This is a genomic window from Staphylococcus coagulans, assembly GCF_022557135.1.
Taxonomy (GTDB): domain Bacteria; phylum Bacillota; class Bacilli; order Staphylococcales; family Staphylococcaceae; genus Staphylococcus; species Staphylococcus coagulans.
Map to the genome: position 1 here is coordinate 2,098,140 of NZ_CP092966.1, position 25,838 is coordinate 2,123,977.

The window sequence follows — 25,838 nt, forward strand, 5'->3', positions numbered from 1 at the left end:
ACTAGCCCTCCTGTCGCGCTTTATCACGTGCCAATATTTCTTTCAAATAACGTCCAGTGTATGAAGTTGGATGTGCGGCAATCTCTTCAGGTGTCCCTGTTGCTAGGATTGTCCCGCCACCTTCACCACCTTCTGGCCCTAAGTCAATTAAATGGTCAGCAGTTTTAATGACATCAAGGTTATGTTCAATAATAACGACTGTATCACCATTGTCAACAAGTCGATTTAAAACTTTTAATAATCGACTAATATCGTCAACATGTAAACCTGTTGTTGGCTCATCTAAAATATAAATTGAACGTCCAGTTGAACGTTTATGCAATTCAGATGCGAGTTTCACACGTTGTGCTTCACCACCCGAAAGCGTTGTTGCCGGTTGACCTAACGTAATATAACCTAAACCTACATCCACAAGCGTCTGTAATTTACGTTTGATTTTAGGGATATTTTCAAAGAAATGGACCGCGTCTTCAACTGTCATCTCTAAAACGTCAGAAATGTTTTTACCTTTATATGTGACTTCTAAAGTTTCGCGATTATAACGTTTCCCTCCACATACTTCACATGGCACATAAACATCTGGTAAAAAATGCATTTCAATTTTGATAATACCGTCACCTTTACATGCTTCACAACGTCCGCCTTTCACATTAAAGCTAAAACGTCCTTTTTGATAACCTCGTACCTTTGCTTCGTTTGTTGAGGCAAAAACATCTCGTATATCATCAAAAACACCTGTATATGTGGCTGGATTAGATCTTGGCGTACGACCAATAGGCGACTGATCAATATCTATAATTTTATCAATCTCTTCAATGCCTGTAATTTCATCATGTGCCCCAGGTCTCACTTTTGATTTGTTGATTGCTTTAGCAAGAGATTTATACAATACTTCGTTAACAAGCGAACTTTTTCCAGAACCTGAAACCCCAGTTACCACATTCATAACAGACAGTGGAAAATCGACATCTACACCTTTAAGGTTGTTACTTCTTGCGCCTTTTACCGAGATTTTACGGTTGGTTTTTTCTCGACGATGTTCAGGAACAGGAATAAACTTTTTACCACTCAAATATTGACCTGTCAGTGATCTTTTATCTCGCATCACTTGTTTAGGTGTACCACTAGAAACAACATGGCCCCCATGATCACCTGCACCCGGTCCGATATCGACAAGGTAGTCCGCTTCAATCATCGTATCTTCATCATGTTCGACAACAATTAATGTATTTCCTAAATCGCGCATTTCTTTTAGCGTATTGATGAGACGATCGTTATCACGCTGATGCAAACCAATGGAAGGTTCATCAAGTACATAAAGGACACCAGAAAGACGTGAACCGATTTGAGTTGCCAAACGTATGCGTTGCGCTTCTCCTCCTGACAATGTTCCTGATGCACGATTCAACGTTAAATAATCCAAACCTACGTTATTCAAAAAGGATAAACGAGATGTAATCTCTTTTAAAATTAAACGCGCAATTTGGGCATCTTGATCTGATAATTCGATATTTTCATAGTAATCAAGCGCTTCTTTTATAGATTGTTCAACGACTTCACCAATATTTTTTCCAGCAACATAAACTGAAAGTGCTTCTCGACTTAATCTTTGTCCATGACATGTTTCACAAGGTTGTTCTGCCATATATTTTTGCATCATTTCACGGACATATTCTGAAGGCGATTCATGGTAACGGCGCTCAATATTCGGAATGACACCTTCAAACGGCATCGTACGTGTACGCTGTTGTCCATTTTTAGATTGGAATGAGAAAGTTATCTCTTTATCCCCAGAGCCGTGCAAAATAATGCTTTTTTGTCGATCAGTTAATTTTTTATAAGGTTTATCCATATTGATTTTATAAACTTCACACACACGTTTTAATAACGTTGGATAAAAATCTGAACTCGTTGGCTCCCATGGGACAATCGCCCCTTCATTAAGGGATTTGTCTTTGTCAGGAACAACTAAATCAATATCCACGGTTAATTTAGTTCCTAAACCATCACAAGTCGGACATGCGCCAAACGGACTGTTAAAACTGAACATTCTTGGTTCAAGCTCACCAATCGAAAAACCACATATTGGACATGCATGTTTTTCAGAAAACTCAAGTTGGTCTCCATCAATTACATCGACAACAAGACGGCCATCTGCAAGTTCTAATACGGTTTCAATTGAATCAGCCAGACGTGTTTCAATACCTGGTTTGACTACTAAACGATCGACAACAATTTCAATGGTATGGTTTTTATTTTTATCAAGTTCTGGCACTTGTGTCACGTCCATAATCTCGCCATCAACACGGACACGCACATATCCCTTTTTACTAATATCATTCAATAATTTTTCGTGCGTTCCTTTACGATGATTAACGACAGGTGCCATTAATTGGATTTTTGTCCGTTCTTCTAACGCCATAATTCTATCCGTCATTTGTTGTACAGTCTGTGATTGTATCTCAATACCATGATTTGGACAATAAGGTTTGCCGATACGTGCATATAACAAACGAATATAATCATAAATTTCAGTTACCGTAGCTACTGTAGAACGTGGATTTTTACTCGTTGTTTTTTGGTCTATTGATATTGCAGGTGACAAGCCTTCTATTGTATCCACATCGGGCTTGTCCATTTGACCTAAAAATTGACGTGCATATGCACTTAATGATTCTACGTATCGACGTTGCCCCTCAGCATAAATCGTATCAAAAGCCAATGAGGATTTACCTGATCCAGATAAACCCGTCATCACTATCAATTTTTGTTTAGGTAATTCAATATCAACATTTTTTAAATTGTGGGCGCGCGCCCCTTTCACAACAATCGCCGGTTCTTTCATGCTTTTCACCCTTCTGATTTTAGTTCGAATAATAAATCTCTTAATTCTGTTGCTTTTTCGAAATCCAGTGCTTTTGCTGCTTCTTTCATTTCTTTTTCGACATTTTCTATCGTTTTTTGACGCTCTTTTTTCGTCATTTTCTTCGGCACTTCTGTACGTGCATCTTCATTTGTCTCATCAGATTCCACAGTCGCACTAATCACATCATGAATTTGCTTATTAATTGTTTGAGGCACTATGCCGTGTGCTTCGTTGTAAGCCATTTGAATTTCACGACGTCGTTCGGTTTCATCGATTGCGACTTGCATAGAGTCAGTGATTTTATCAGCATACATGATAACTTCACCTTTATCATTTCGTGCTGCACGACCAATCGTTTGAATAAGGGAACGTTCAGAACGTAAAAAGCCCTCTTTATCAGCATCTAAAATCACAACTAAAGAAACTTCCGGTATATCTAAACCTTCACGCAACAGGTTGATACCAATTAATACATCAAATGTTCCCATTCTTAAATCTCGAATGATTTCTATACGTTCAAGCGTTTTAATTTCTGAGTGAAGGTAATTAACTTTAACACCTGCTTCTTTAAGATATGTGGTTAAGTCTTCACTCATTTTTTTCGTTAATGTCGTAATTAAGACACGTTCATTACGCTCTGTGCGTTCCTGAATTTCACTTAATAGGTCGTCGATTTGGTTTTTCGTAGGTCGTACTTCAATTTTAGGATCCAATAAGCCTGTAGGTCGAATAATTTGTTCTACCATTTCGTTAGTATGTTCAATCTCGTAAGGTCCTGGTGTTGCCGAAACATATACGAGTTGCTTCGTTTTTTCTTCAAATTCTTCAAATTTTAATGGTCTATTGTCTAACGCACTTGGTAGACGAAAGCCATGCTCAACCAGTACCTTTTTACGTGCTTGGTCACCATTATACATACCCCGTATTTGTGGTAAAGTCACATGTGATTCATCAATCATCACTAGCCAATCGTCACCGAAATAGTCTAGCAACGTATACGGCGTCGAACCTAAAGGTCTTAATGTTAAGTGGACAGAGTAATTTTCAATCCCTGAAGTGAATCCCATTTCTCGCATCATTTCTAAATCATAATTAGTACGTTGTTCTAAACGTTGTGCCTCTAAAAGCTTGTTTTCACTTCTTAAATATTCAAGTTGTGTTTCAAGTTCTTTTTCAATTCTTTCGATTGCAATTTTCATTTTTTCTTCACGTGTTACGAAGTGTGATGCAGGGAACAACGCAAAATGTTCTCGTTCTCTAAGGACTTCCCCAGTTAAATAATTAATCTCGCTAATTCGATCAATTTCATCACCAAAAAATTCAACCCGAATACATAATTCATCACGTGAAGCCGGAAATATCTCAACAACGTCTCCTCGCACTCTGAAAGTTCCCCGTTTAAAATCAATATCGTTACGTGTATACTGCACATCAACAAGCTTTCTCAATAAATCACTGCGGTCCATTTCCATACCGACACGAATACTTACTACTAAGTCACGATATTCATCCGGATTCCCTAAACCATAAATACAGCTTACACTTGCAATAATAATGACATCATCTCTTTCAAATAACGCACTTGTCGCAGAGTGACGCAGTTGATCAATTTCGTCATTAATAGATGCGTCTTTTTCTATAAATGTGTCAGTAGATGGAACATACGCCTCAGGTTGATAATAATCATAATAACTCACAAAATACTCTACTCTGTTCTCAGGAAAGAAGGCTTTAAATTCACTGTAGAGTTGTCCTGCGAGCGTTTTATTGTGAGCAATAATTAATGTTGGTTTCCCTACCTCTTTTATCACATTACTCATTGTAAAGGTTTTACCTGTCCCAGTAGCCCCTAACAATGTTTGATGGCGCTTTCCTTCCTTAATCCCTTTCACAAGCGCCTCTATTGCTTTAGGTTGATCACCTTGTGGATCAAATTTTGAAGCAATTTTAAAATCATGATGCTCCATCCCTGTTCGCCTCCTATCAACTTAATACTCATATTTTAACAGAATACAATTAAAAAATACAAACATTTGTTCGTAATGCGTGATTGTGCTTGCGCTATGTTTTAACATGTCAAAAAGGAGCGTATCTGATTGCAATGTCTTGCTTTTCAGATTCACTCCTGGTGAAAAATATTTATTTTTATAACCATTCTAAATATAACAATTGTAATATAAATACTTTTAAATGTTATATTCCATTGTCATCATCATGCTCAGTCCGGTGTTTCTCTAAGTAATCCATAATGAGATATCCTACTAGCAATGAGACAACATCTAAAAAAATAATCCATTCATTATGAAAAAAGCCCTTGTAGACGGAAGCCCCTATAACTACAAGTGTAATGAGAGTCCCAATCCATTTACTTCTCGTTATCGTACTGAAAAGAACAACAAGTACACATGGAAAAAAAGCGGCTAATATATACCAGATCAATCCAATCACATCTTTCTTTTATTAAGGATATGCATTGTTGTTTCTCTTAATTCAGTTTTAGGGATAAATCTTTCTGTTAACATTTCAGGAATAATATGTTCTATGAAATCTTGAACTGAATACAAATGATCAAATTGCATGATGGTTTCGAGACTCATTTCGTAAATTTCGAAAAATAGTGGTTCAGGGTTTCGTTTTTGAATTTCTCCAAACGTTTCATACAATAAGTCAATTTTATCAGCTACTGACAAAATTTGTCCTTCTAATGAATCATCTTTCCCTTCTTGTAATCGGCGCCGATATATATCTTGATACTTTTCTGGAATTTCTTCCTTAATAAAAGTATCAACCATTTCTTCCTCAACCTGTGAAAAAAGTTTTTTTAACTCACCGCTTGCATACTTTACAGGTGTTTTAATATCACCTGTAAAAACCTCTGCAAAGTCATGATTTAATGCTTTTTCATATAAACTTTTCCAATCCACTGTTTTCCCGTGATACTCTTCAACAGTGCCTAAGTATTGGGCGATTTTTGTTACTTTAAATGAATGTGCCGCTACATTATGCTCAAAATATTTAAACTTTCCCGGTAAACGAATTAGTTTTTCTAAATCTGATAATCTTTTAAAATATTGATGGACGCCCATAGCCAACCTCCTCTAAAATCAATTAAGCGCATGCAAGCTATTTGTTGATTATATTAACACATTTATATTGAATTTTTCACTTGTTTTTACAGGTTTCACTGATATTTAACAAAAATGAATACAATTTAAAATAATTCTTTTCGCGAAGCCTTAAAGCCTAAAATACAAACGAGCTGACACGCCATCAATATCAGTTTTTTAGCGTTTTTAATTTGAAAAACATGTATAAAAAAGGAACGAAAGATGAATTCTATATCACATCATAGAATTCATCTTTCGTTCCTTATTTTGATACAACTTAATGCATGAGATGTCTTAAATAAGCCTCTATAAATGGACTAATATCGCCATCCATCACTGCATTGACATTGCCTGTTTCTTCATTTGTTCGATGATCTTTTACCATGGAATACGGATGGAATACATAAGATCGAATTTGGCTTCCCCATCCAATTTCTTTTTGTTCACCACGAATAGCTGCTAACTCTTGTTCTTTTTGCTCGAGTTCAAGTTGATATAGCTTTGCTTTTAACATTTTCATCGCAGCTTCTCTGTTTTTAATTTGTGAACGCTCATTTTGGTTGTTCACAACGATGCCAGTTGGATGGTGTGTAATACGAATGGCAGACTCTGTTTTATTAATATGTTGTCCACCTGCACCAGAAGCACGGAAAGTATCTACGGAAATGTCATCAGGATTGATTTCAATTTCAATTTTTTCGTTGTTGAATTCAGGTATTACATCACAAGATGCGAAAGACGTATGACGTCGGCCCGAAGAATCGAAAGGCGAAATACGTACTAAACGATGAACACCTTTTTCAGCTTTCAAATAGCCATAAGCATTATGACCTTTCACAAGCATGGTAACGCTTTTGACACCCGCCTCATCACCCGCTTGGTAGTCTACAATCTCCGTTTTGAATCCTTGTTGCTCACAAAAACGCTGGTACATGCGTAACAACATATTGGTCCAATCTTGAGACTCTGTTCCACCTGCACCGGGGTGCAACTCTATAATTGCGTTATTTGCATCATGTTCACCATTAAGTAAGAGTTGCAACTCAAAATGATTGAGCTTCTCTTCAAAGTCGATGACTTCAGCTTCTACATCTTGCTTGATATCTTCATCATATTCGTCTTGCAATAGCTCAACGGTTGCTTCCATATTTTCAATCATTTCTGCGACTTCGTAATAGTCTTGAACTACTGACTTTAACGCATTATTTTTATCGATGATTTCTTGAGCACGGTTTTGATTGTCCCAAAAATGTGGATCAGCCATCATTTCCTCATACTCTTGAATATTTGTCTCTTTATTTTCTAAGTCAAAGAGACCCCCTTAGTTGTTCTAATTTCGAGGCATAATCATCAATATTACGCTTAATCTCTGATAATTCCATATTTATCTCTCCTTCAAATGTTCGACAACTTATTTTCCATGACAATTTTTATATTTTTTGCCACTACCGCATGGACATTGCTCATTACGACCAATTTCTTGGTCCTTTACAAAAGGTTGGGGCTTCGCTTTCTCTTTGCCGTCCTCAGCTGAGACGTGCTTCCCCTCCAACTCCTTTGTTTTTTCACGCTCCACATCATCATCCACAGTAATTACTGATTTTAGGATATATTTACTTACATCTTCTTCAATGCTTTGCATCATGATATCAAATAACTCGTGACCTTCATTTTGATAATCTCTTAACGGATTTTGTTGACCATATGAACGTAAGTGAATCCCTTGTCTTAATTGATCCATCGTATCGATATGTGATGTCCAATGATCATCGATAGAACGAAGAAGAATCATACGTTCAAATTCTGGCATACGATCACCTAATTGAGATTTTTGACGCTCATAAGCAGCCTCAATTTTAGCCCAGATGACTTCAAACATGTTTTCTTGGTCTTTGCCTTTAATTTCACTTTCTTTTAAGTCGCCCTCATGTAAGAAAACGTCTTCGATATAATGAATAATAGGTTCATAATCCATTTTTTCTTCGTCTTCATTCACATAATAATTCAATGTTCGTTGCAACGTTGATTTCATCATTTGAATTACGAGCTCTGAACTTTCAACTTCATCAATAATGCGATTTCGCTCTTCATACATAATTTCACGTTGTTTACGTAAAACTTCATCATATTCTAAAATACGTTTACGTGCATCAAAGTTATTACCTTCAACACGTTTTTGCGCAGATTCTACAGCACGAGAAACCATTCTAGATTCAATTGGAGTAGAGTCATCCATACCCAATCGGTTCATCATAGCTTGCATTCGATCTGAACCGAAACGCACCATTAAATCATCTTGTAATGAAAGATAGAAACGGCTGTCCCCTTGGTCCCCTTGACGACCTGAACGACCACGTAATTGGTCATCAATACGGCGAGATTCATGTCGTTCTGTACCAATAACAGCAAGACCTCCAAGTTCTTCTACACCTTCGCCAAGTTTAATATCTGTACCACGACCGGCCATGTTTGTTGCAATTGTTACCGATCCTCTTTGACCTGCACCTGCAACAATTTCGGCTTCTCTTTCGTGGTTTTTAGCATTTAACACACTATGACGAATACCACGCTTTTTCAGTAAGTTAGAAATATATTCAGAAGTTTCAACCGCAACTGTCCCTAGTAATACCGGCTGACCTTTACGGTGTTTTTCTATAACCTCTTCGACAACCGCATCGAATTTACCTTTTTGACTCACATAAATTAAATCGGACTTATCGTGACGTTGAACAGGTCGGTTGGTTGGGATTTGCGTTACTGTCATATTGTAAATATTGCGGAATTCTTCTTCCTCTGTTTTAGCAGTCCCTGTCATACCAGCTAACTTGTTATACATTCTGAAATAGTTTTGGAATGTAATTGAGGCCATTGTTTTGGACTCATTTTGAATTTTTACGTTTTCTTTTGCTTCGATTGCTTGATGCAATCCTTCTGAAAAACGGCGTCCAGGCATTGTACGACCTGTAAATTGGTCTACAATTAAAATTTCGCCGCCTGTTACCATATAGTCAACATCGCGTTGCATTGTATAATGCGCACGTAACGCAAGATTAATGTGGTGAATAATATCAACGTGTTTCACATCATATAAATTCTCTATTTTGAACATACGCTCAGCTTTATCAATCCCTTGTTCAGTTAATTGAATCGCTTTTGTTTGTACATCGTAATTATAATCTTCTTCAGATTTAAGCATCTTCGCAAAAACGTTGGCTTGCGTATAAAGTGATGTTGATTTTTCGGCTTCTCCAGAAATAATTAAAGGTGTACGTGCTTCATCAATTAAAATAGAGTCAACCTCATCAATAATTGCAAAATTGAGCGGACGCATAACACGGTCTTCTTTATAGTTCACCATGTTATCTCTCAAATAATCGAAACCAAGTTCGTTATTTGTACTGTACGTAATGTCTTTACTGTACGCTTCACGTTTGTCGATAGTACTCAAACTGTTTAAGTTTAAGCCTACAGATAGGCCTAAAAAGTTATACAGCTCAGCCATTTCTTCACTTTGTACACTTGACAAATATTCATTGACTGTAATTACATGCACACCGCGACCAGTGAGCGCATTTAAATACGTTGGCATCGTTGCAGTCAATGTTTTACCTTCACCTGTTCTCATTTCAGCTATGTCACCATTATGGATAGCAATCCCACCCATGATTTGAACTTTGTAAGGTGTCATATTGAATACACGTTTAGAGGCTTCACGGACGAGCGCAAATGCTTCAGGTAAAATGTCATCTAACTTATTATTTTGTTTTCTAATATCTTCAACTTTTTGTACTTCTTCTTGAAAAGCTTTCGTTTTCGCTTTCATTTCATCATCAGTTAATAGCGCCATTTGTTCTTCTAAGGCTATGACTTTGTCTGCTAATTTACTTAAACGTTTGACTTCTCTTTTATTACCGTCAACCAGTTTAGTTAAAAAACCCATTTTGTTCGCTCCTTTAGCGTTAATACTGTGTCGCTTACAACAACTCATCATACCATTTTTGAGTATAAATTTATACTCAAATACTCAGTTGCATTGCCGTCGTTATTTATCACACTACTATCATACGCGTATTTTACTAAAAAAGAAATCTATGGCAATGGTCTACCATAGATTTCTTAAATATCAATCCAATATGTCATGAACTCCATTCTCTATAATACTAGGCTCAAAGGTTGCGCCTAAATGGTGAAATTCACGTTTCCTTACTCGACATATTGATTATTCAGTTTCAATTAAACCGTATTTTCCATCTTTACGACGATATACAATACTTGTACCATCTGTTTCTCGGTCATTGAATACGAAGAAATCATGTCCTAATAAGTTCATTTGTAAAACCGCTTCTTCTGAATCCATTGGTTTTAAACTAAATGTTTTTGAACGGATGATTTCGATATCAGAATCTGTAGCTTCGTTTTCAACCTCTGGTTCTGCACCTTCAACATCAACAAAAACATCTTCTTCAAAACCACGATCTCTATTTTTACGGTTCACACGTGTTTTATATTTACGGACTTGACGTTCAAGTTTATTATTAATCAAATCGATTCCGGCATATAAATCATCGTGACGTTCTTCCGCACGAAGTGTAACATTCTTCAAAGGAATTGTCACTTCAATTTTAGTGCTAGAGTTTTGGTATGTTTTAACTTTAACATGAGCAGTTGCATTGGGTACATTAGTGAAATAACGTTCTAATTTACCAATCTTCTCCTCAATATAATTTCTGATAGCATCTGTGATTGTGAGGTTGTCTCCATGAATTTCAAAGTTAATCATAGTGCTCGCTCCTTTCAACCTCTTTTTAAAATATATTCCTTACTTATATTTTAACATGTTTACGCTATCTCGCAAACGTTAACATACTTAATTTTCTGACTTTTTGTTGTAATAATACATCTGCGGCACAATGTGCTGTATGACCTGTTGTGTAAATATCATCAATAAGTAGAATAGACTTGTTTTCTAAACATATCACACTCTTATCATGTTCAAAATAAATCGGATTCTGAACCTTAAATCGTTCGCTTAGCGTTAAAGTATATTGTTTCGGTCGTACATTCATCTTTAAACAATCAACATAAGCGATTCTTTGAAAATCTAATATCGTCTTTACAGGGTTAAATGTACGTTTGATATCATTATCTCGACTTGAGGGGATAGGAACAATGAAATCAATATCATGTGCTGGTATTTTAATATAGTAAGCAAAAATCTCTGCTAGGGCTACATCTTGTAAAAATTTATATTGATGAAACAGCGCTTTAATAAAGCCTTGGTAATGAAAAATCGCGTTTATCGTTTCAAAGTATTGCGTAGAAAGATTGAGGTAATCACAATTACGACAATATCCAGATGCACAGACACCTAAACAATAAGGACATCGACCCTCTTTATTAAAACGGCAAGCTTGGATCGCTTCGTCACAACTCATACACACAATTTTTGGTTTTGAAAAAAGTGATCGTATCCCCACCTCTTCATCATATGTTTTCATACAGTAATGGCATCTCACCCATCAATCCACCCTTTCTGCCTCGCAATTCGATTCATCATTTTGATTTCTCGTCGTGCTGTATACATGGCTGTTGTTCTTCCCTCGTGAAAAAAACACACATCACCTCCTGGGCTTTGCATTTTCCGCCCCACACGACCAGCAATTTGAATTAATGCTGTTGCAGAAAATCGGTGACTATCAACCACCCAGACATCTAAGTCTGCCATTGTAAAACCACGTTCTAATATCGTGGTTGTTAACATAATTGAATACGCTTTTTGTCGTAGGGCATCAACTTTCTTTATGCGCGCACTATCTTCACTATGCACAAAGTGAAGTTGATCTATTTGATGACGGTACGTTTCAAAAAATTTTCGCATTTGTTGAATATCACTAAAGAAAATCAGTGTGGTTCGTTGCTGTTTTTGTTGATGTCTCATTTGATTAAGAAGATAAAATTGAACTTTGGAAAAACGAACTTTAAAGTATTTAAAACGTGGGACGACAAGTGGCTTTTGATGAAAGCGAGCAGGTAAAGTAATCGTATGTTTATCATCAAACTGTGCTTTTAATTTTTTAGGTGGCGTAGCTGTCATATAAATCAAACTTTTATGCGTTCTTGCGGCATTTTCAATTGTATTCATTAAAGTGGTATCCATCGATAAAGGAAAAGCATCCACTTCATCTACAAATATCACATGGAAATGATTTTTAAACCGGTAGAGTTGGTGTACTGTTGAAATCACAAAATGCGCATCATAACGCTGTTTACTCGCTTGATGTAGCACATCGATTGCTTCGCTTTGAAATGATTGTTGAACACGATAACTGAGTTCAACCACAACATCTAGTCGCGGAGATACAATCGCCACATTGTATCCGGCACGTCTTGCGCGTGCAATAGCTTCAAACATCATTTCTGTTTTTCCAGCACCTGTTACAGCGTGAAGTAGTAAACTTTCAAAATTCATAACCGCTTGTACAATACGATCAGAAGCAAATTGTTGCTGTTCCGACAGCTGGAAAGTGAGATGGTACTCCCCTGTTGTACACTTCATTAAACTTTTCATTATATAGACCGTCGTTAAATTATCAATCCTCCCCATTTGAACACAGTGGCGACAATATACAACTGTCTTTTCGTGGTGGGGACTCTTGTAACGATAAAAATGTTCAGAAGCTGTTGTTGCACATCTCGCACAAAACCATCCTTGTTTCGTTCGTTCAATGCCTTTCTGTTGTGTTTCGATATCTACTTTCCTACATAGCGCTACATCAGTAATCAATTGTCCGTTAAGATACATTTAAGTGGCCCCTTTCACCTATATACACGCCTATGTCCAATGAATTACTTTCTCGCTTTAAAAAATATTTACACATTGTTTTTGTAACTTCATGCTATTCAAAAATCAATGACAGGCCGAAGAATTTAAATAACTGGCAATTTATCATCTTTTATAAGCAAATTCGTCTTTAAGCATCACAAAAATAAAGACACCTTAAAACCAACACTATGCGTTTGGTTTTAAAATGCCTTATGCTTCGAATATGTTTATTCAACTTCTTCATCTGCTTCAGGTAAACGGATATCACGATTCGTTACACCAATCCCAAAACCACCTAAACCTAAATGAGATGAAATAACTGGACCAAATTCTGAAAAAATAATATTTTTTTCAGGAAAACGTTCTAGCAGATCTTCATAGACATGGTGAGATTCTTCTTTATTATCTCCGCCAATCACCATTACTGTTGCAGCTTCAAACTGATCAGCTAATTCAATTGCTTTTTGTTCGATTAATTTCAACGCTTTCTTTTTTGTACGGACTTTCTCATAAGGAACAATTAAACCGTCTTCAAATGTAAGCACGGGTTTCATTTTGAGTAAGTTTCCAATCCATGCTTGCGCCCCAGTAATTCGGCCACTTTTATGTAAATTTTTCAAATCATCTACAACTAAAAAAGCACCTGTATGATCTCTCATTTCAATCAAATCGGCTAATATTTCTTGTACATCTAAACCTTGAGCAATTAGGTCTAACGCACGAATAACAAGTGCACCCTCTGGTAAACATGCAATTTTTGAATCAACTGGGTGAACGTTAATACCTTCAACCATATCAGCTGCTTGTAATGCTGTTTGATACGCACCACTAATACCGCTTGAAAGATGAACCGTAATTACATCTGTATAGCCCTCATTTTTGTATGCTTCATAAGCATTTATCATCTCGCCAATTGCGGGTTGACTTGTCGTCGGAATTGTTGCTGATTTTTCTAATATATCATAAAATTCATCTGCAAAAATTGAAATATTTTCTTTATAATTCTCACCGTTTTCCAATGTAATACTCAATGGTACAACACGAATATTATTTTTTTCTAAAACATGCTGAGGGATATAGCTTGTTGAATCAGTCATCACAGCTATCTTCATTTTTATTTCCTCCTCTAAAAGCTAAAACACAATCGTGTATTTTATTTGCAATCACTTTGATATGATTTAAGTGATATAAACGCTAATCGAAAAAATAGCGATAATTGTCAATGTGTGCAGTTCGGACTCGAACGTTGTCAAGTATGGCTATGCATATTTAAACTAAACCTACCCGCGCCATTACACCTCCAGTTTAATTCAACCGAAAGACACAAATCCTTACAATATGTACTTGATACTTTCTTTTATATCAGATTTCTTATTATATTGCTATTGTTTTAACATACAACAATTTATAATTATACCAACAGTTTTCATAGGTTTCCAATAGGTATGTGGATGCAATCACCTAACGCAAATCAATTATTGCGTTTTAACAATACGTGAAAGACGCTCGATTTATTCATGATAACTGTACTATAGCCTATAAGAAAATTCATCTCGTGGTGTGGCATCAAGAACAAAAAATATTGCAACATTTGCCTAATCTTATATGAGACTTGTTAATATAGTATAATAGACAAAGTAATTTGAACAATAAAGGGTGACATTTATGACAGATTCAGTCATTACAATAAAAGATGAACATATCATAGAAAATGTAATTAATAAATCACGATTTATCGCACATATCAAACCTGTGCAAGATGAATCAGAAGCAAAAGCATTTATTGAGACCAAAAAGAAAGAACACCGTGAAGCCACACACAATTGTTCAGCATATACAATTGGGGATACCATGTTAATTCAAAAAGCAAATGACGATGGTGAACCTAGTGGTACAGCAGGTGTCCCTATGTTAGAAATGTTAAAAAAACTGGAGGTTCATAATGCAGCGGTTGTTGTTACACGTTATTTTGGAGGCATTAAATTAGGTACGGGCGGTCTGATTCGTGCATATGGTGGCGCAGTGAGAGATGTCATCCAAGATATTGGACGTGTTACTTTAAAGCCTGCGATTCCAACACGACTATCAATTGCATATGAACTGACAGGTAAATTTGAGCACGAACTTCAAAGTACCAACTTCATATTAAGAGACACAAATTATACGGATCAAGTTACATATCATATCGATGTGTTAGAAGAAGATTACGATGCGTATATTCAATTTGTAAACCAACATACGCAAGGCAAGTTCACCATGAAAGAAGACCCTGTTAAACGTTTGCCTTTCGATATCGATTAACGAATGACTTCAAAAATCAATTTACCCTTCCATGACTGGTGTAAAATCATTGATGCATTCATCCTCAACATCCTTTCATGAAAACAAACAAAAACGGGAGTGGGCATTACTCCCAATCCCGTTCTAACTTGTTTATGAACAAACGAACTTCGTTGAATTAAGTTTTAAAAATTTAATACTTGATTAATTAAAAGCGCTTCATCTTCTTAATACTAAATCCATTCTTAAGATTCTGTCGTAAAAATGGATTTGAAAAGACTACACTATTATCTACTCTCTTTTCGCTTTGAAATTAAGTTAAGTAATGGTCGATAATCATCGTCAATTAACCCAGTAAACTCGACAATCAACTCAATTGTAACCACAATCAAAATAATCATTAAGAATACGCCCCATGGTTGTGATAAGTATAAAATAATACTTACAACACTAAACATGAAAGCGATGGAATAAATGAGTATGACGGTTTGACGGTGTGTATAACCTAAGTCCAACAGTTTATGATGGAGATGCGATTTATCTGCTTGCATAATATGTTGTCCTTTTTTCACACGACGAATCATTGCAAATAAAGTATCAATGAACGGTACAGCTAAAATGACTATCGGGAAAAACAAGGATATAAATGTAATATTTTTAAAACCAAGTAATGACACAAAGCCAATAATAAAGCCAATCAATAACGCCCCACTATCCCCTAAAAATATTTTTGCCGGGTGGAAATTGAATACGAGGAAACCGAGTAGTGAACCAATTAATACACTACAAATCATGATGATAAAGATATTACCTTGTAAGATGGCAATAAATGCAATCGTAGCTAATGCAATGACAGATACCCCTGCAGCTAGACCGTCTAAACCGTCAATAAGGTTGATGGCATTTGTAATGGCGACAATCCAAAAAATAGTAATTGGGATACCTAGCCATCCAAAATGAATCGTTGGTCCAATAGGCAAGGAAATAAAATCAATGGTCACCCCATAAGAGACAACTACAGTTGCTGCTAATATTTGACCTATCAACTTAATAATAGGTTTAAGGTCATATAAATCATCAATCAAACCCACTAAATAAATCACAACTGAACCTAGAAGTAACGGCTTAATTTCCCTTTCAATAGGTTCTCCAAGCCATATACCAATTAAAAATGAGAGTAAAATCGCCGATCCTCCCAGCATTGAAATAGGCTTAGTGTGGATCTTACGGAAATTAGGCTTATCAACAATATCCAATTTTTTAGAAACAGCGATAACGACAGGTATAATCATCAAACTGACTATCATTGAAACGCCAATGAGTATTAAAGTATACATCAGTTCACCTTCAATAAATGAAAATTTTCTTTATTAATATTCGACAAACAACAGCATATTTATAATGAGCTACCTTTAGAAAGTTTAACGTAAAGAATGAACTGTACTAAAACATAAATAAAAGTTAGAATGCTTTGTATAAGACAATCTAGAAGTTAGAACCAACATTCATCTTTTATAAACTTCAAACGGTAAATTGCGCACGCTTGTAAAGCGCATACGTCATCTTATGCGCGATTGCGCTTTTAGCATGAATCAAATAATCATACGTTTTATTTTAAAATAAAACTATTTGCATTAAAATCTATTTAAAAATGGTTTTACACGCTCAATCCTGTTATATATCCTACCATTCAAACGCTTCAAACACTTTATTATATTATCATATATTAACATGTAAATGCCTTTAATAACATTTATAGAAGCGAAAATTATTATTTTCTTTTTCATTATCATTGTATATTCTTTTACGTTATTCTCATGATCACTCTATGCGTTATGATCGCTATCCATTTTGACACAATTGTGATATTTTAATTTTTTTAACTTATTATAAAAATACTAACACGACGTTTTATCATTTAAAATTCTGATTTTCTCTTATAAAAACGAATGACAAAATGTAACATTTCACTTACAATAACTAATGGTCAAGAAAAGGAGTCATAAATTATGATTGAAGCTATTATTTATAATATTTCAGTAACCATTGCTGGTATATATTTATTTCATCGTCTTCAATACGCAGAATCACACGATTTTAGATTTTCAAAAAGCTATATCACCGTATTGATGACAATTGTTGGACTATTACTAGCATTATATCCCGTACCCATAGAACATTATATGGTTCAACTTTCTTTTGTTCCTTTACTATTTTTAGGACGCTATACAAATTCCTTTTACACATTTATTTCAGCCATTATTATTGCACTTGTCGGCTATTTTGTATTATCTACATCTTTAACTTATGCTATCGCACTGATTATCATTGCAGGCGTTGTGAGTACTATCGGCCCATTTTTAAAACAGAACCATGTCGTTGCAATTCAAATTTTGAATGTATTAAGTATCATTATTTTGACCGTTATTGCATTATTTATGCCATCGTATGATATCAAAGAAGTCATCTACTTAATACCACTTTCTGTTATCGCTACTTTAGTAACAGCGATTTTCTATGTTGATTTATTAAGATTTTTCTCTTTAATCGAACGTTACGAAAATGAAGAAACGGTGGATTATTTGACGGGATTAGGAAATGTTAAAGAATTTGACCGTCATCTCAACGAAGTCTCACGTATTGCAGATGATAATAACCAAAGTTTAGCTTTATTACTGATAGACATTGATGGTTTCAAAGATGTCAATGATGCACATACACATCGTGCTGGAGATGCCGTTTTAAAACAAATGTCTCACTTATTTCAAAATTACGTACCTAAAAAGACTAAAATTTTTCGTAATGGCGGTGAAGAATTTTCGATTGTCCTTCGTCATTATTCTTTAGATGAATGTGTGAAACTCGCCGAAAATATTCGAAAAGCAGTTGAAAAGTCTAGTTTTCACCTTCCTGATAAAACGGTGATTAAACTTTCTGTATCGATTGGTGTCGGCTATTTAGATAGTGAATCACATAAATCTCATCGAAAAGTTTTTAAAGATGCAGATGACATGCTCCACGTTGCAAAAAATGAAGGCCGTAATAAAGTCATGTTTAATCCAATTATTAAATTACAATAAGCAAGATGCTTTAAACACTTCGCGTATGACACGTTCATCCACGCGAAGTGTCTTTTTTGAGTGCTATATTTTTAGTCGTTTTTTCAAAGTAGAAAAGAAAATAATTCTGTAACAACAACACCTAGTTCAGAAACTAAAGTAACGCTATAGCGCATTGAATGAATCTCCTTTTTTAATGTGAAATTGTGAAATTATTTTGAGATAATTTTGAGAGTGGGCCTATTATGAAAAATATTATTTATTCCCCATATGTAAAGCTTTTGCTTATGATTTTTTGAAAACATAGGTATTATATATTGCAAGACCCTTTATTCCAATGTAGACTGACAATTGATTGTTATTAAAAAGGAGGCATAGTCATGGCAGAGGCATTAACGATTATAGATGAAGATAAAGTCATTGACGTTGTCTTACTTGCAGGTAAAGTCCTACTAGAAAGTGGTGCTGAAACGTACCGAGTTGAGGATACAATGGGCCGAATTGCTGCAAGTTATGGACTTGAAGATACATATGCTTTCGTCACATCTACAGCCATCATCTTTTCTTTAAATGATCGTACGAATACACGTCTTGTTCGGGTGCGTGAACGTACGACGGACTTAGAAAAAATTGCAATGGCTAATAATATCTCACGAAAAATCTCACGAAATGCTTTAACATTAGACGAAGCAAAATCGGAGTTAATTCATTTAGACCATGCTTCGTTACAGTATTCGTTTATTATTAAATTTATATCCGCTTCCATTGCATGTGGCTTTTTCTTATTCATGTTTGGCGGTGTCGCACATGATTTTATTTATGCAGTTATTGCAGGTGGCGCGGCATTTTTAACATTTGATTTAGTACAACGCTTTATACAGATTAAATTTTTCTCTGAATTTATAAGTGCAATGGTCGTGATTACGATTGCTGCCTTTTTTACTAAAATGGGTTGGGCAATCAATCAGGATATTATCACAATCGCTGGTGTTATGCCCCTTGTCCCAGGTATTTTAATTACGAATGCCATTCGTGACTTAATGGCGGGAGAACTACTTGCCGGAATGTCTCGAGGTGTCGAAGCCGCATTAACCTCTTTTGCTATCGGAGCAGGCGTCGCGATTGTATTACTCATATTTTAAGAAAGGTGTGGGAAGCATTGACCGTCATTTTGTATTACATTGCGCAGTTTATGATTAGTTTTATTTCTACGATGCTATTTTCAGTTATATTCAATGCACCTAAGCGATTGCTAGTTGCGTCAGGCTTTGTAGGAGCAATGGGTTGGTCCATTTATAAATTCACTGTAGATATGAACTACGGCATCGTTATGGCCGCTTTTCTTGGAAGCTTTATATTAGCGATTATGAGTCATACGATGAGCCGCCGTTATAAACGCCCTGTCATTATTTTTATATTACCTGGTATTATTCCTCTTGTACCAGGAGGCGCGGCTTATGAAGCAACACGACTATTAGTATCAAATTCCTATACACCCGCTGTAAACCAGTTTTTAGAAGTAACACTAACGTCTGGCGCGATAGCTTTTGGAATACTCTGCGCTGAGATCTTCTATTATATCTATACACGCATCAAGCATTACTATGGTAAACTTAAAGGTAAGACTTATCGTAAAGGTTATCATATGAATAACCGTATTTAACGTAAAGAGAAGGAGTGGTCAACTTGAAAGAACAAATTATCGAAAGACTCACACGCTACACTAAAATTAATACACAATCTGATCCCAATAGTGAGTCAACACCTTCCACTACAAGACAATGGGATTTATTACATCTTCTAGAGAAAGAATTGTCAGCGATGGGATTGCAAACAGATTTAGATGATCAAGGCTATTTATTTGCGACATTAGAAACCAATATTGAAGTACCGGTGCCAACTATTGGCTTTTTAGCTCATGTAGACACTTCTCCTGACTTCAATGCTGCAAATGTCAATCCTCAAATCGTCGACAATTATGATGGCGGTATTATTAAATTAGGTACATCTGGACGTGAAATCAATCCTGAAGTCTTTCCAGACATCGTTAAAGTTAAAGGGCATACTTTAATGACGACTGATGGCACTTCATTATTAGGTGCAGATGACAAAGCAGGCGTCGTAGAAATCATGGAAGCATTACGTTACCTATTAGATCATCCAGAGATTAAACATGGTCGTATTCGAGTAGGCTTCACTCCTGATGAAGAAATTGGTCGTGGGCCACATCAATTTGATGTTGAACGTTTTGATGCAGATTTTGCTTATACAATGGATGGTAGTCAATTAGGCGAACTTCAATATGAAAGTTTTAATGCTGCAGAAGCAACGATTACTTTTGAAGGCGTCAATGTTCATCCGGGTTCTGCAAAAGATAAAATGGTCAACGCTTTAAATCTGGCGAATATTTTTCATCAATCGCTACCTGCTCAAGAAGTTCCAGAGCATACGGATGGTTACGAAGGATTCTTCCACCTGATGCAAATGAACGGTAATGTTGAAAAAGTTACATCACAATATATTATTCGAGATCATGATCGTACTTCATTCGAAAATCGAAAACAAACTTTAATTGAAATTCAAGAGAAGATAAACGAACAGTATTATTACAATCCTGTAAACCTTGTCATTCATGATCAATACCATAATATGGCAGAAAAAATCATACCACTTCAACATATTATAGATATTCCTAAAGCCGTTTATAAAGATTTAGGCATTACGCCAAATACTGCACCTATACGTGGCGGTACAGATGGTTCACAATTATCATTTATGGGGTTACCGACACCAAATCTTTTCACAGGCTGTGACAATTTTCATGGGCCCTATGAATATGCATCGATTGATGTTATGGAAAAAGCAGTTCAAGTCATCATTGGTATCGTACAAAAAGTGGCTAAAAATCAAAAAGCATAACTTTATTGCTGTCAAAAGAAGTCAAAAAGAGTCAGAGAAACTGTATTCTCTGACTCTTTTTTATCAATTGTATTTCGCTTTGAAAGCATTCTTCATTGAGGGAGGCAATTTAACCCCCTCAATCTAGATGTCATCTTAAAACAACTCAAATTATTGTTATCCTAAACTTCTTTTATTGTGGTAAATGCGTGCGCAATAACTTGATGGCTTGTATTGTATTATGGCGTAATTGAATCCCCATTTTGAAGTCTGTCAATTGTTTTGGCATTTCGATAAAGCTATTAAACATAGCCGTTACACCTAAAGCTTCGAAACGTTCAAATTTATCTGCAGTGCCACACAATGCCACAGAAACTTTATCATGTTTTTGACATAATTCAGCGATGCGCAATGATGATGTATCTATAATTTCATCTTGTTCATCTATACCTTCACCAAAGATGATTAAATCCGCTTGTCCAACTAATTGATCAAGACCTGTAATTTGATCAACAAGTTCATGACTTGTATTGATTTCAGCATTAAACAGTGCCGCCATAGTTGCAGCAGTCCCACCGCCTGCACCGCCTCTTTCAATAGGACCTAACAACAATTGATGTTCATTTTTAAATAACTCACTCAAATACCATAATAGGTTATCAATTTCTACAGCTTGAGTTCTATCTATTTGCTGTTCTATATAAGTTTTCATAATCGCACTTTGTTTACCATATAACTTACTTTCAAAATCGACCAAAACTTGGATACGACATTGTTGCAACCGTTGATCCAAATCACTTGTATCAATATGACGAACATGCTTAATTTGGCGTGCACCTTTTGTCATGTCAACACGTTGACCTTCGTCATCATAAAAACGTGCACCTAACGCTTCTAACATACCCGCACCGCCATCATATGAAGCAATGCCACCAACTGAAATAACGATATGTTGTGCCGCTTTATCTAACGCATGTCGAATGACTTCACCAAGACCATAGCTTGTCAAGTTGACGTGTGGCGCTTGACCTGTTAAAAATTGACTTGCTTCAATCACTGTTAAACCATCATCTGTATGGCCGTATGTGACATCAACAGCTTGCATTTCAGCATTATGCGCAGAGATTCGATACTGTGTTCCAGACTTCCATAGAAATACAGCGTTCAGCAATTCTCTTCTACCATTAAATAATGGAACTTGAACGATATCTGCAGATTCTAATTGGCTCGCTACAGCTTCTTCCACATAGCGATTAGCATCATAACTCGAAATAATGCCGTTATATTCATCCATCGCAACTAAAACTTTCATTTTGTCACCCTCTTATCTCTCATATCTCTTAAATATCAAATTGAAACGATTCGTTATTGATTATACTGTTTTTTCACTGCTCAAACTGCTAGCGTACTATGAGCGCTACATTTATAATACAATAGGTATCTTGCTTGCATAAACGCTATAACAAGGTATGCTTTTGGAAAGATTAAGCTTCCATTTTCTCTCTATTTGTCCATTTTAATAATCATGGATTGTTCAACCACTCCATATTATAGCGTTGACTTATAATTGAATACAAACGAATAGAACGCTTATAGACATTTTGTAGTGATTCTACAATACCCTATAAGCGTTCCATTTTACAAATTGATTACTCTTCAGCTTGCGCAAGTGAAGATACATTAATATTATTGTGGCTATCATGCCATTTGACCTCACCATTTACAAAATAAAATGCCTGTGGTGATTCGTGCTGAATACCTGTTTTTTCAGCAATATAATCCGATAATTCTCTTTCTTCTTGAACAACGAGATAATAACCGTCCATATCACGTTCATATAAAAATTTATTAAACTGGTCAAATGCATTTTCGGAAATTGGACATGTATTACTATGCTTTAATATAAAAATATAGTTGTTTTGTTCAAGCACTTGCTCAAATTGGTCAATCGAAGTTAGCTTTATCGCCATTCTCTTCACCTCTAAGTATATTTTCTGTTTGTCTTTTATCTGTCATTTAATTCAACTTTTCTCAATGTGTACCATTATACACACATAATCTATCCTTGTTAACCTTTAATTTTGATTGAAACTGGAAATCTACACGTATGAAATCCATTCTTTTCTTCCTTATGACGCATATGATTCCCCTTTAATCCTTAGTATTACGAGCGATCTTATTTAGACTCTAACTTTCTTTTTTCTTTTTCAAAAGGTTGATCGAAACGTTCTAAATCGTCCCCTTTTGTTACTAATTGATTCACATCAAATTTTGATAATTTTTCACTATATTGAATCGTTTTCGCTCTTTCTTGATAATAACGTTCTAATTTATAATACATTTCAATCGCATTTTGACGCGCGTTATTTGTTGCACTGTCTTTTAATTGCGTTTTATTTAGTTCTTTTATTTGTCCTTGAATGAGCGGTAGCATTTCTTTATGAATGGCATCTAATTGTGCCTTCTCACTTTTAGCATTCATTGATTTTTCTGCTATCTCTTTAATCTCTTGGTTGTTACTGATGAGTTTATTTTCAAGCATTTCATTTTCTCTTGAACCTTGTTCTGTTTGTTTCGCCAAGTTCATTTGCGACTCGACACGACTACGGTGTTTTTCAAATGCTTGTGTAGAATCTAGAATTTTTTCATTGGATTGAATAGATTTTTGACAAAGTGCTATAAATGAATCCAATTGTTTGATTTCATGTTCTTTTTGATCAATTCCTTTTAAATAAGTTGATTTTAATGCTTTCAATGTATCATCTCGTGCTGGTAGTTGATTGGCTTCCTCTTTATAATCTTTAAATTTCGGCTTTAACTTTTGATCGATTGCTTTTTTTATGTCATTAAATGCTTGTTTATTTTTATCTGTCGTATCGGTTTGACTTAAATAATGAATTTGATTTAAGTCCATTTGATTGAGTGTTTTACTTAATATGCGTTCTTTTTCATTGACTATTTTCATATGTTGATCAAACGCTTTTAATTGGTCTTCAGACGAATGCATACATGCCGGAAGTAACATGAGCGCTAAAAAGCTTAAAATTATAATTTTAATCCATTTTTTCATCATTGCACCCCTTATTAATTCGTATTATACAGAAACATATTTAACTTGAAAATAATATATGTTATAGTTATGCAGAATTAAGCAAAATGCCTTATTTTAGCCATAAGGAGGCTTTCACATGTATCGTCATGTTCAACCTTTTATTACCGAGCAACACCAAGATTTTTATGCGCAACAATATCAAAAATATCAAGATATTCTCTTTAACTTATTGAAGTCTCCAGTGAAAAGTACACAGCATATCGGAGGGACCTTTCATTTTAACTATCCTACAGAACCCATCCTAGACATTTTAGTCGGTGTGGACAACCTTCATGATATTACTTCATTAGATGAAAAAAGATTAAATTACGCTGGATTTTATCGTTTGCATCATCCTTACGAAAAAAAGGTTATGATGGCGAAGTTTAATAACTTAATTGATTTAAAACAGGAAGTCCGACTGCATATTCTCCAACGTCACACTCCTATTTTCGAACAGTATGCGCAATATCATGATTTGTTAACATCCTATCCAAAAGCCATTGACTATTTTTCAACACAAAAACAGCAATTGACAGATACAACGTTAGCTATTCGAGATTATGAAGCACAAAAAGCACAATGGTTTAAAAATCTGCGTCAATATTCGTCTTAGAATTTCGATTAAAACATGACGCTTTATCATAAAACAGTTAAAATAGAATTAAATAAATTTCTGCCGACATTTCTAAAACAAAATATTAAGCAGAACTTTGTTGCAGAAATAATTAAATTATCAACGAATACAGACAAAGAAAGGATGTTAATTTTGAATCATTCTAGCATCTTACAAGAGTTAAAAGCGCTCATCCCAGAACGCATCATTAAAGTAGACGAGCCCCTTAAACGTTATACTTATACAAAAACTGGAGGTAATGCAGATTTTTACATCTCGCCTGATTCATATGAAGATGTACAAAAAGTCGTAAAATATGCTTACGATAACCAAATTCCAGTAACTTATTTAGGTAATGGCTCTAACATTATTATTCGTGATGGTGGGATTAGAGGCATTGTTTTAAGTTTATTAGATTTAAATCATATCGAGGCTTCTGATGCAACGATTATTGCTGGCAGTGGTGCAGCAATTATTGACGTTTCAAGAAAAGCACGTGATTTGTCACTGACAGGGCTTGAATTTGCTTGCGGTATTCCAGGTTCAGTTGGGGGCGCTGTATACATGAACGCTGGCGCATATGGTGGCGAGATTAAAGATGTCATTGATTATGCACGTGTGATTAACGAACGAGGCGAATTGCTCCAACTCACACATAATGGATTAGAACTCGATTATCGAAATAGTATTATCCAACAGCAACATTACGTTGTCCTTGAAGCTGCCTTTACCCTAACACCTGGTCAGCTCGAAAGTATTCAAGAAAAGATGGATGATTTAACAGAGCGTCGAGAGTCAAAACAACCGCTTAAATATCCATCATGTGGGAGTGTCTTCCGTCGCCCACCTGGCTATTTTGCTGGGAAACTCATACAAGACTCAAACTTGCAAGGTCATCGTATTGGTGGCGTAGAAGTATCGAAAAAGCACGCAGGATTTATGGTAAATGTTGATAACGGGACAGCAACAGATTATGAAAGTCTCATCCACCATGTTCAATCTGTTGTAAAAGAGAAATTTGATGTTGCATTAGAACGTGAAGTTCGCATTATTGGAGAAAAGTTAGAAGATCAATAGTAACTGATGTGAGGAGCGAAT

General features: G+C 35.5%; 21 protein-coding genes. 7 read left to right on the forward strand and 14 right to left on the reverse strand.

Translation table 11 applies throughout. The features are described from left to right. Position 1 precedes the first annotated feature (1 nt). From uvrA to fakB1, 10 genes are all read right to left on the reverse strand, one after another. Positions 2-2,845 (reverse strand): excinuclease ABC subunit UvrA, encoded by a 2,844-nt coding sequence (uvrA, locus tag KM149_RS10090; protein WP_241415367.1) that lies wholly within the window; start codon positions 2,843-2,845, stop codon positions 2-4. A gap of 5 nt (positions 2,846-2,850) precedes the next feature. Beyond that, the gene (uvrB, locus tag KM149_RS10095) at positions 2,851-4,833 is read right to left on the reverse strand and encodes an excinuclease ABC subunit UvrB (RefSeq protein ID WP_050331596.1); all 1,983 of its coding nucleotides are present in this window, start codon (positions 4,831-4,833) and stop codon (positions 2,851-2,853) included. 226 nt (positions 4,834-5,059) lie between these two features. Next, the gene (locus tag KM149_RS10100) at positions 5,060-5,305 is read right to left on the reverse strand and encodes a CsbA family protein (RefSeq protein ID WP_182280484.1); all 246 of its coding nucleotides are present in this window, start codon (positions 5,303-5,305) and stop codon (positions 5,060-5,062) included. 5 nt (positions 5,306-5,310) lie between these two features. Beyond that, the gene (locus KM149_RS10105; protein WP_016424521.1) at positions 5,311-5,952 is read right to left on the reverse strand and encodes a YfbR-like 5'-deoxynucleotidase; all 642 of its coding nucleotides are present in this window, start codon (positions 5,950-5,952) and stop codon (positions 5,311-5,313) included. Between the two features lie 298 nt (positions 5,953-6,250). Then, positions 6,251-7,355 (reverse strand): peptide chain release factor 2 gene (gene prfB / locus KM149_RS10110; protein WP_372448654.1). Its coding sequence is split into 2 segments (ribosomal slippage): positions 6,251-7,291 and positions 7,293-7,355, totalling 1,104 coding nucleotides; the frame shifts between segments, so codons are not numbered across the junction. A gap of 29 nt (positions 7,356-7,384) precedes the next feature. Then, positions 7,385-9,913: a preprotein translocase subunit SecA gene (gene secA, locus KM149_RS10115; protein WP_241415368.1), complete on the reverse strand. Its 2,529-nt coding sequence runs from the start codon at positions 9,911-9,913 to the stop codon at positions 7,385-7,387. Positions 9,914-10,192: 279 nt separating this feature from the next. Continuing rightward, positions 10,193-10,753, reverse strand: a complete 561-nt coding sequence (gene hpf / locus KM149_RS10120) for a ribosome hibernation-promoting factor, HPF/YfiA family (protein ID WP_016424517.1) — start codon at positions 10,751-10,753, stop codon at positions 10,193-10,195. A 64-nt stretch (positions 10,754-10,817) separates the two neighbouring features. Continuing rightward, entirely contained in the window at positions 10,818-11,471 is a 654-nt protein-coding gene (locus KM149_RS10125) for a ComF family protein (RefSeq protein WP_169925599.1), read from the reverse strand. Between the two features lie 14 nt (positions 11,472-11,485). Beyond that, positions 11,486-12,775 (reverse strand): DEAD/DEAH box helicase family protein, encoded by a 1,290-nt coding sequence (locus KM149_RS10130; protein WP_241415369.1) that lies wholly within the window; start codon positions 12,773-12,775, stop codon positions 11,486-11,488. A 248-nt stretch (positions 12,776-13,023) separates the two neighbouring features. Then, positions 13,024-13,908 (reverse strand): fatty acid kinase binding subunit FakB1, encoded by an 885-nt coding sequence (gene fakB1 / locus KM149_RS10135; protein ID WP_103356549.1) that lies wholly within the window; start codon positions 13,906-13,908, stop codon positions 13,024-13,026. A 553-nt stretch (positions 13,909-14,461) separates the two neighbouring features. Here fakB1 and KM149_RS10140 point away from each other — a divergent pair. Continuing rightward, positions 14,462-15,097, forward strand: coding sequence for a YigZ family protein (locus KM149_RS10140; protein ID WP_165545053.1), 636 nt, complete (start codon positions 14,462-14,464; stop codon positions 15,095-15,097). A 266-nt stretch (positions 15,098-15,363) separates the two neighbouring features. Here the strand turns inward: KM149_RS10140 and KM149_RS10145 are convergent, their stop codons facing one another. Continuing rightward, complete coding sequence (locus tag KM149_RS10145; RefSeq protein WP_050331602.1) at positions 15,364-16,413, reverse strand: glycosyltransferase family 4 protein; 1,050 nt, start codon at positions 16,411-16,413, stop codon at positions 15,364-15,366. Between the two features lie 672 nt (positions 16,414-17,085). Between KM149_RS10145 and gdpS the strand changes: the two genes are divergently transcribed. The 4 genes from gdpS (at position 17,086) to pepT (ending at position 21,054) form a co-directional block, all read left to right on the forward strand. Further along, positions 17,086-18,156 carry a GGDEF domain-containing protein GdpS gene (gene gdpS, locus KM149_RS10150; RefSeq protein ID WP_241415370.1) on the forward strand — a complete coding sequence of 357 codons (1,071 nt, stop codon included), beginning with the start codon at positions 17,086-17,088 and terminating at the stop codon, positions 18,154-18,156. Positions 18,157-18,515: 359 nt separating this feature from the next. Continuing rightward, entirely contained in the window at positions 18,516-19,277 is a 762-nt protein-coding gene (locus KM149_RS10155; protein WP_050331604.1) for a threonine/serine exporter family protein, read from the forward strand. A 26-nt stretch (positions 19,278-19,303) separates the two neighbouring features. Next, positions 19,304-19,798, forward strand: a complete 495-nt coding sequence (locus KM149_RS10160; RefSeq protein ID WP_050331995.1) for a threonine/serine exporter family protein — start codon at positions 19,304-19,306, stop codon at positions 19,796-19,798. A gap of 23 nt (positions 19,799-19,821) precedes the next feature. Continuing rightward, positions 19,822-21,054, forward strand: a complete 1,233-nt coding sequence (gene pepT / locus KM149_RS10165) for a peptidase T (protein WP_241415371.1) — start codon at positions 19,822-19,824, stop codon at positions 21,052-21,054. 172 nt (positions 21,055-21,226) lie between these two features. On the opposite strand, the gene KM149_RS10170 is transcribed toward pepT, so the two are convergent. From KM149_RS10170 to KM149_RS10180, 3 genes are all read right to left on the reverse strand, one after another. After that, positions 21,227-22,345, reverse strand: a complete 1,119-nt coding sequence (locus tag KM149_RS10170) for a glycerate kinase (RefSeq protein ID WP_050331606.1) — start codon at positions 22,343-22,345, stop codon at positions 21,227-21,229. 337 nt (positions 22,346-22,682) lie between these two features. Beyond that, positions 22,683-23,003: a bacillithiol system redox-active protein YtxJ gene (gene ytxJ, locus KM149_RS10175; RefSeq protein WP_016424506.1), complete on the reverse strand. Its 321-nt coding sequence runs from the start codon at positions 23,001-23,003 to the stop codon at positions 22,683-22,685. Positions 23,004-23,209: 206 nt separating this feature from the next. After that, positions 23,210-24,103: an EMYY motif lipoprotein gene (locus KM149_RS10180; protein ID WP_165545056.1), complete on the reverse strand. Its 894-nt coding sequence runs from the start codon at positions 24,101-24,103 to the stop codon at positions 23,210-23,212. A gap of 118 nt (positions 24,104-24,221) precedes the next feature. On the opposite strand from KM149_RS10180, the gene KM149_RS10185 reads away from it, so the two are divergent. Further along, on the forward strand, positions 24,222-24,740 hold the full coding sequence (locus KM149_RS10185) for a GrpB family protein (RefSeq protein WP_241415372.1): 519 nt from the start codon (positions 24,222-24,224) through the stop codon (positions 24,738-24,740). A 144-nt stretch (positions 24,741-24,884) separates the two neighbouring features. Next, positions 24,885-25,817 (forward strand): UDP-N-acetylmuramate dehydrogenase, encoded by a 933-nt coding sequence (gene murB / locus KM149_RS10190; protein ID WP_425356281.1) that lies wholly within the window; start codon positions 24,885-24,887, stop codon positions 25,815-25,817. The last annotated feature ends 21 nt before the right edge of the window (positions 25,818-25,838 follow it).

Coding starts and splice junctions, on each gene's coding strand:
- uvrA (WP_241415367.1), bottom strand. CDS start 2,845: ATGAAAGAACCGGCGATTGTTGTGAAAGGGGCGCGCGCCCACAATTTA.
- uvrB (WP_050331596.1), bottom strand. CDS start 4,833: ATGGAGCATCATGATTTTAAAATTGCTTCAAAATTTGATCCACAAGGT.
- KM149_RS10105 (WP_016424521.1), bottom strand. CDS start 5,952: ATGGGCGTCCATCAATATTTTAAAAGATTATCAGATTTAGAAAAACTA.
- secA (WP_241415368.1), bottom strand. CDS start 9,913: ATGGGTTTTTTAACTAAACTGGTTGACGGTAATAAAAGAGAAGTCAAA.
- hpf (WP_016424517.1), bottom strand. CDS start 10,753: ATGATTAACTTTGAAATTCATGGAGACAACCTCACAATCACAGATGCT.
- KM149_RS10125 (WP_169925599.1), bottom strand. CDS start 11,471: ATGAAAACATATGATGAAGAGGTGGGGATACGATCACTTTTTTCAAAA.
- KM149_RS10130 (WP_241415369.1), bottom strand. CDS start 12,775: ATGTATCTTAACGGACAATTGATTACTGATGTAGCGCTATGTAGGAAA.
- fakB1 (WP_103356549.1), bottom strand. CDS start 13,908: ATGAAGATAGCTGTGATGACTGATTCAACAAGCTATATCCCTCAGCAT.
- KM149_RS10140 (WP_165545053.1), top strand. CDS start 14,462: ATGACAGATTCAGTCATTACAATAAAAGATGAACATATCATAGAAAAT.
- KM149_RS10145 (WP_050331602.1), bottom strand. CDS start 16,413: ATGTATACTTTAATACTCATTGGCGTTTCAATGATAGTCAGTTTGATG.
- gdpS (WP_241415370.1), top strand. CDS start 17,086: ATGATTGAAGCTATTATTTATAATATTTCAGTAACCATTGCTGGTATA.
- KM149_RS10155 (WP_050331604.1), top strand. CDS start 18,516: ATGGCAGAGGCATTAACGATTATAGATGAAGATAAAGTCATTGACGTT.
- KM149_RS10170 (WP_050331606.1), bottom strand. CDS start 22,345: ATGAAAGTTTTAGTTGCGATGGATGAATATAACGGCATTATTTCGAGT.
- ytxJ (WP_016424506.1), bottom strand. CDS start 23,003: ATGGCGATAAAGCTAACTTCGATTGACCAATTTGAGCAAGTGCTTGAA.
- KM149_RS10180 (WP_165545056.1), bottom strand. CDS start 24,103: ATGAAAAAATGGATTAAAATTATAATTTTAAGCTTTTTAGCGCTCATG.
- KM149_RS10185 (WP_241415372.1), top strand. CDS start 24,222: ATGTATCGTCATGTTCAACCTTTTATTACCGAGCAACACCAAGATTTT.
- murB (WP_425356281.1), top strand. CDS start 24,885: ATGTTAATTTTGAATCATTCTAGCATCTTACAAGAGTTAAAAGCGCTC.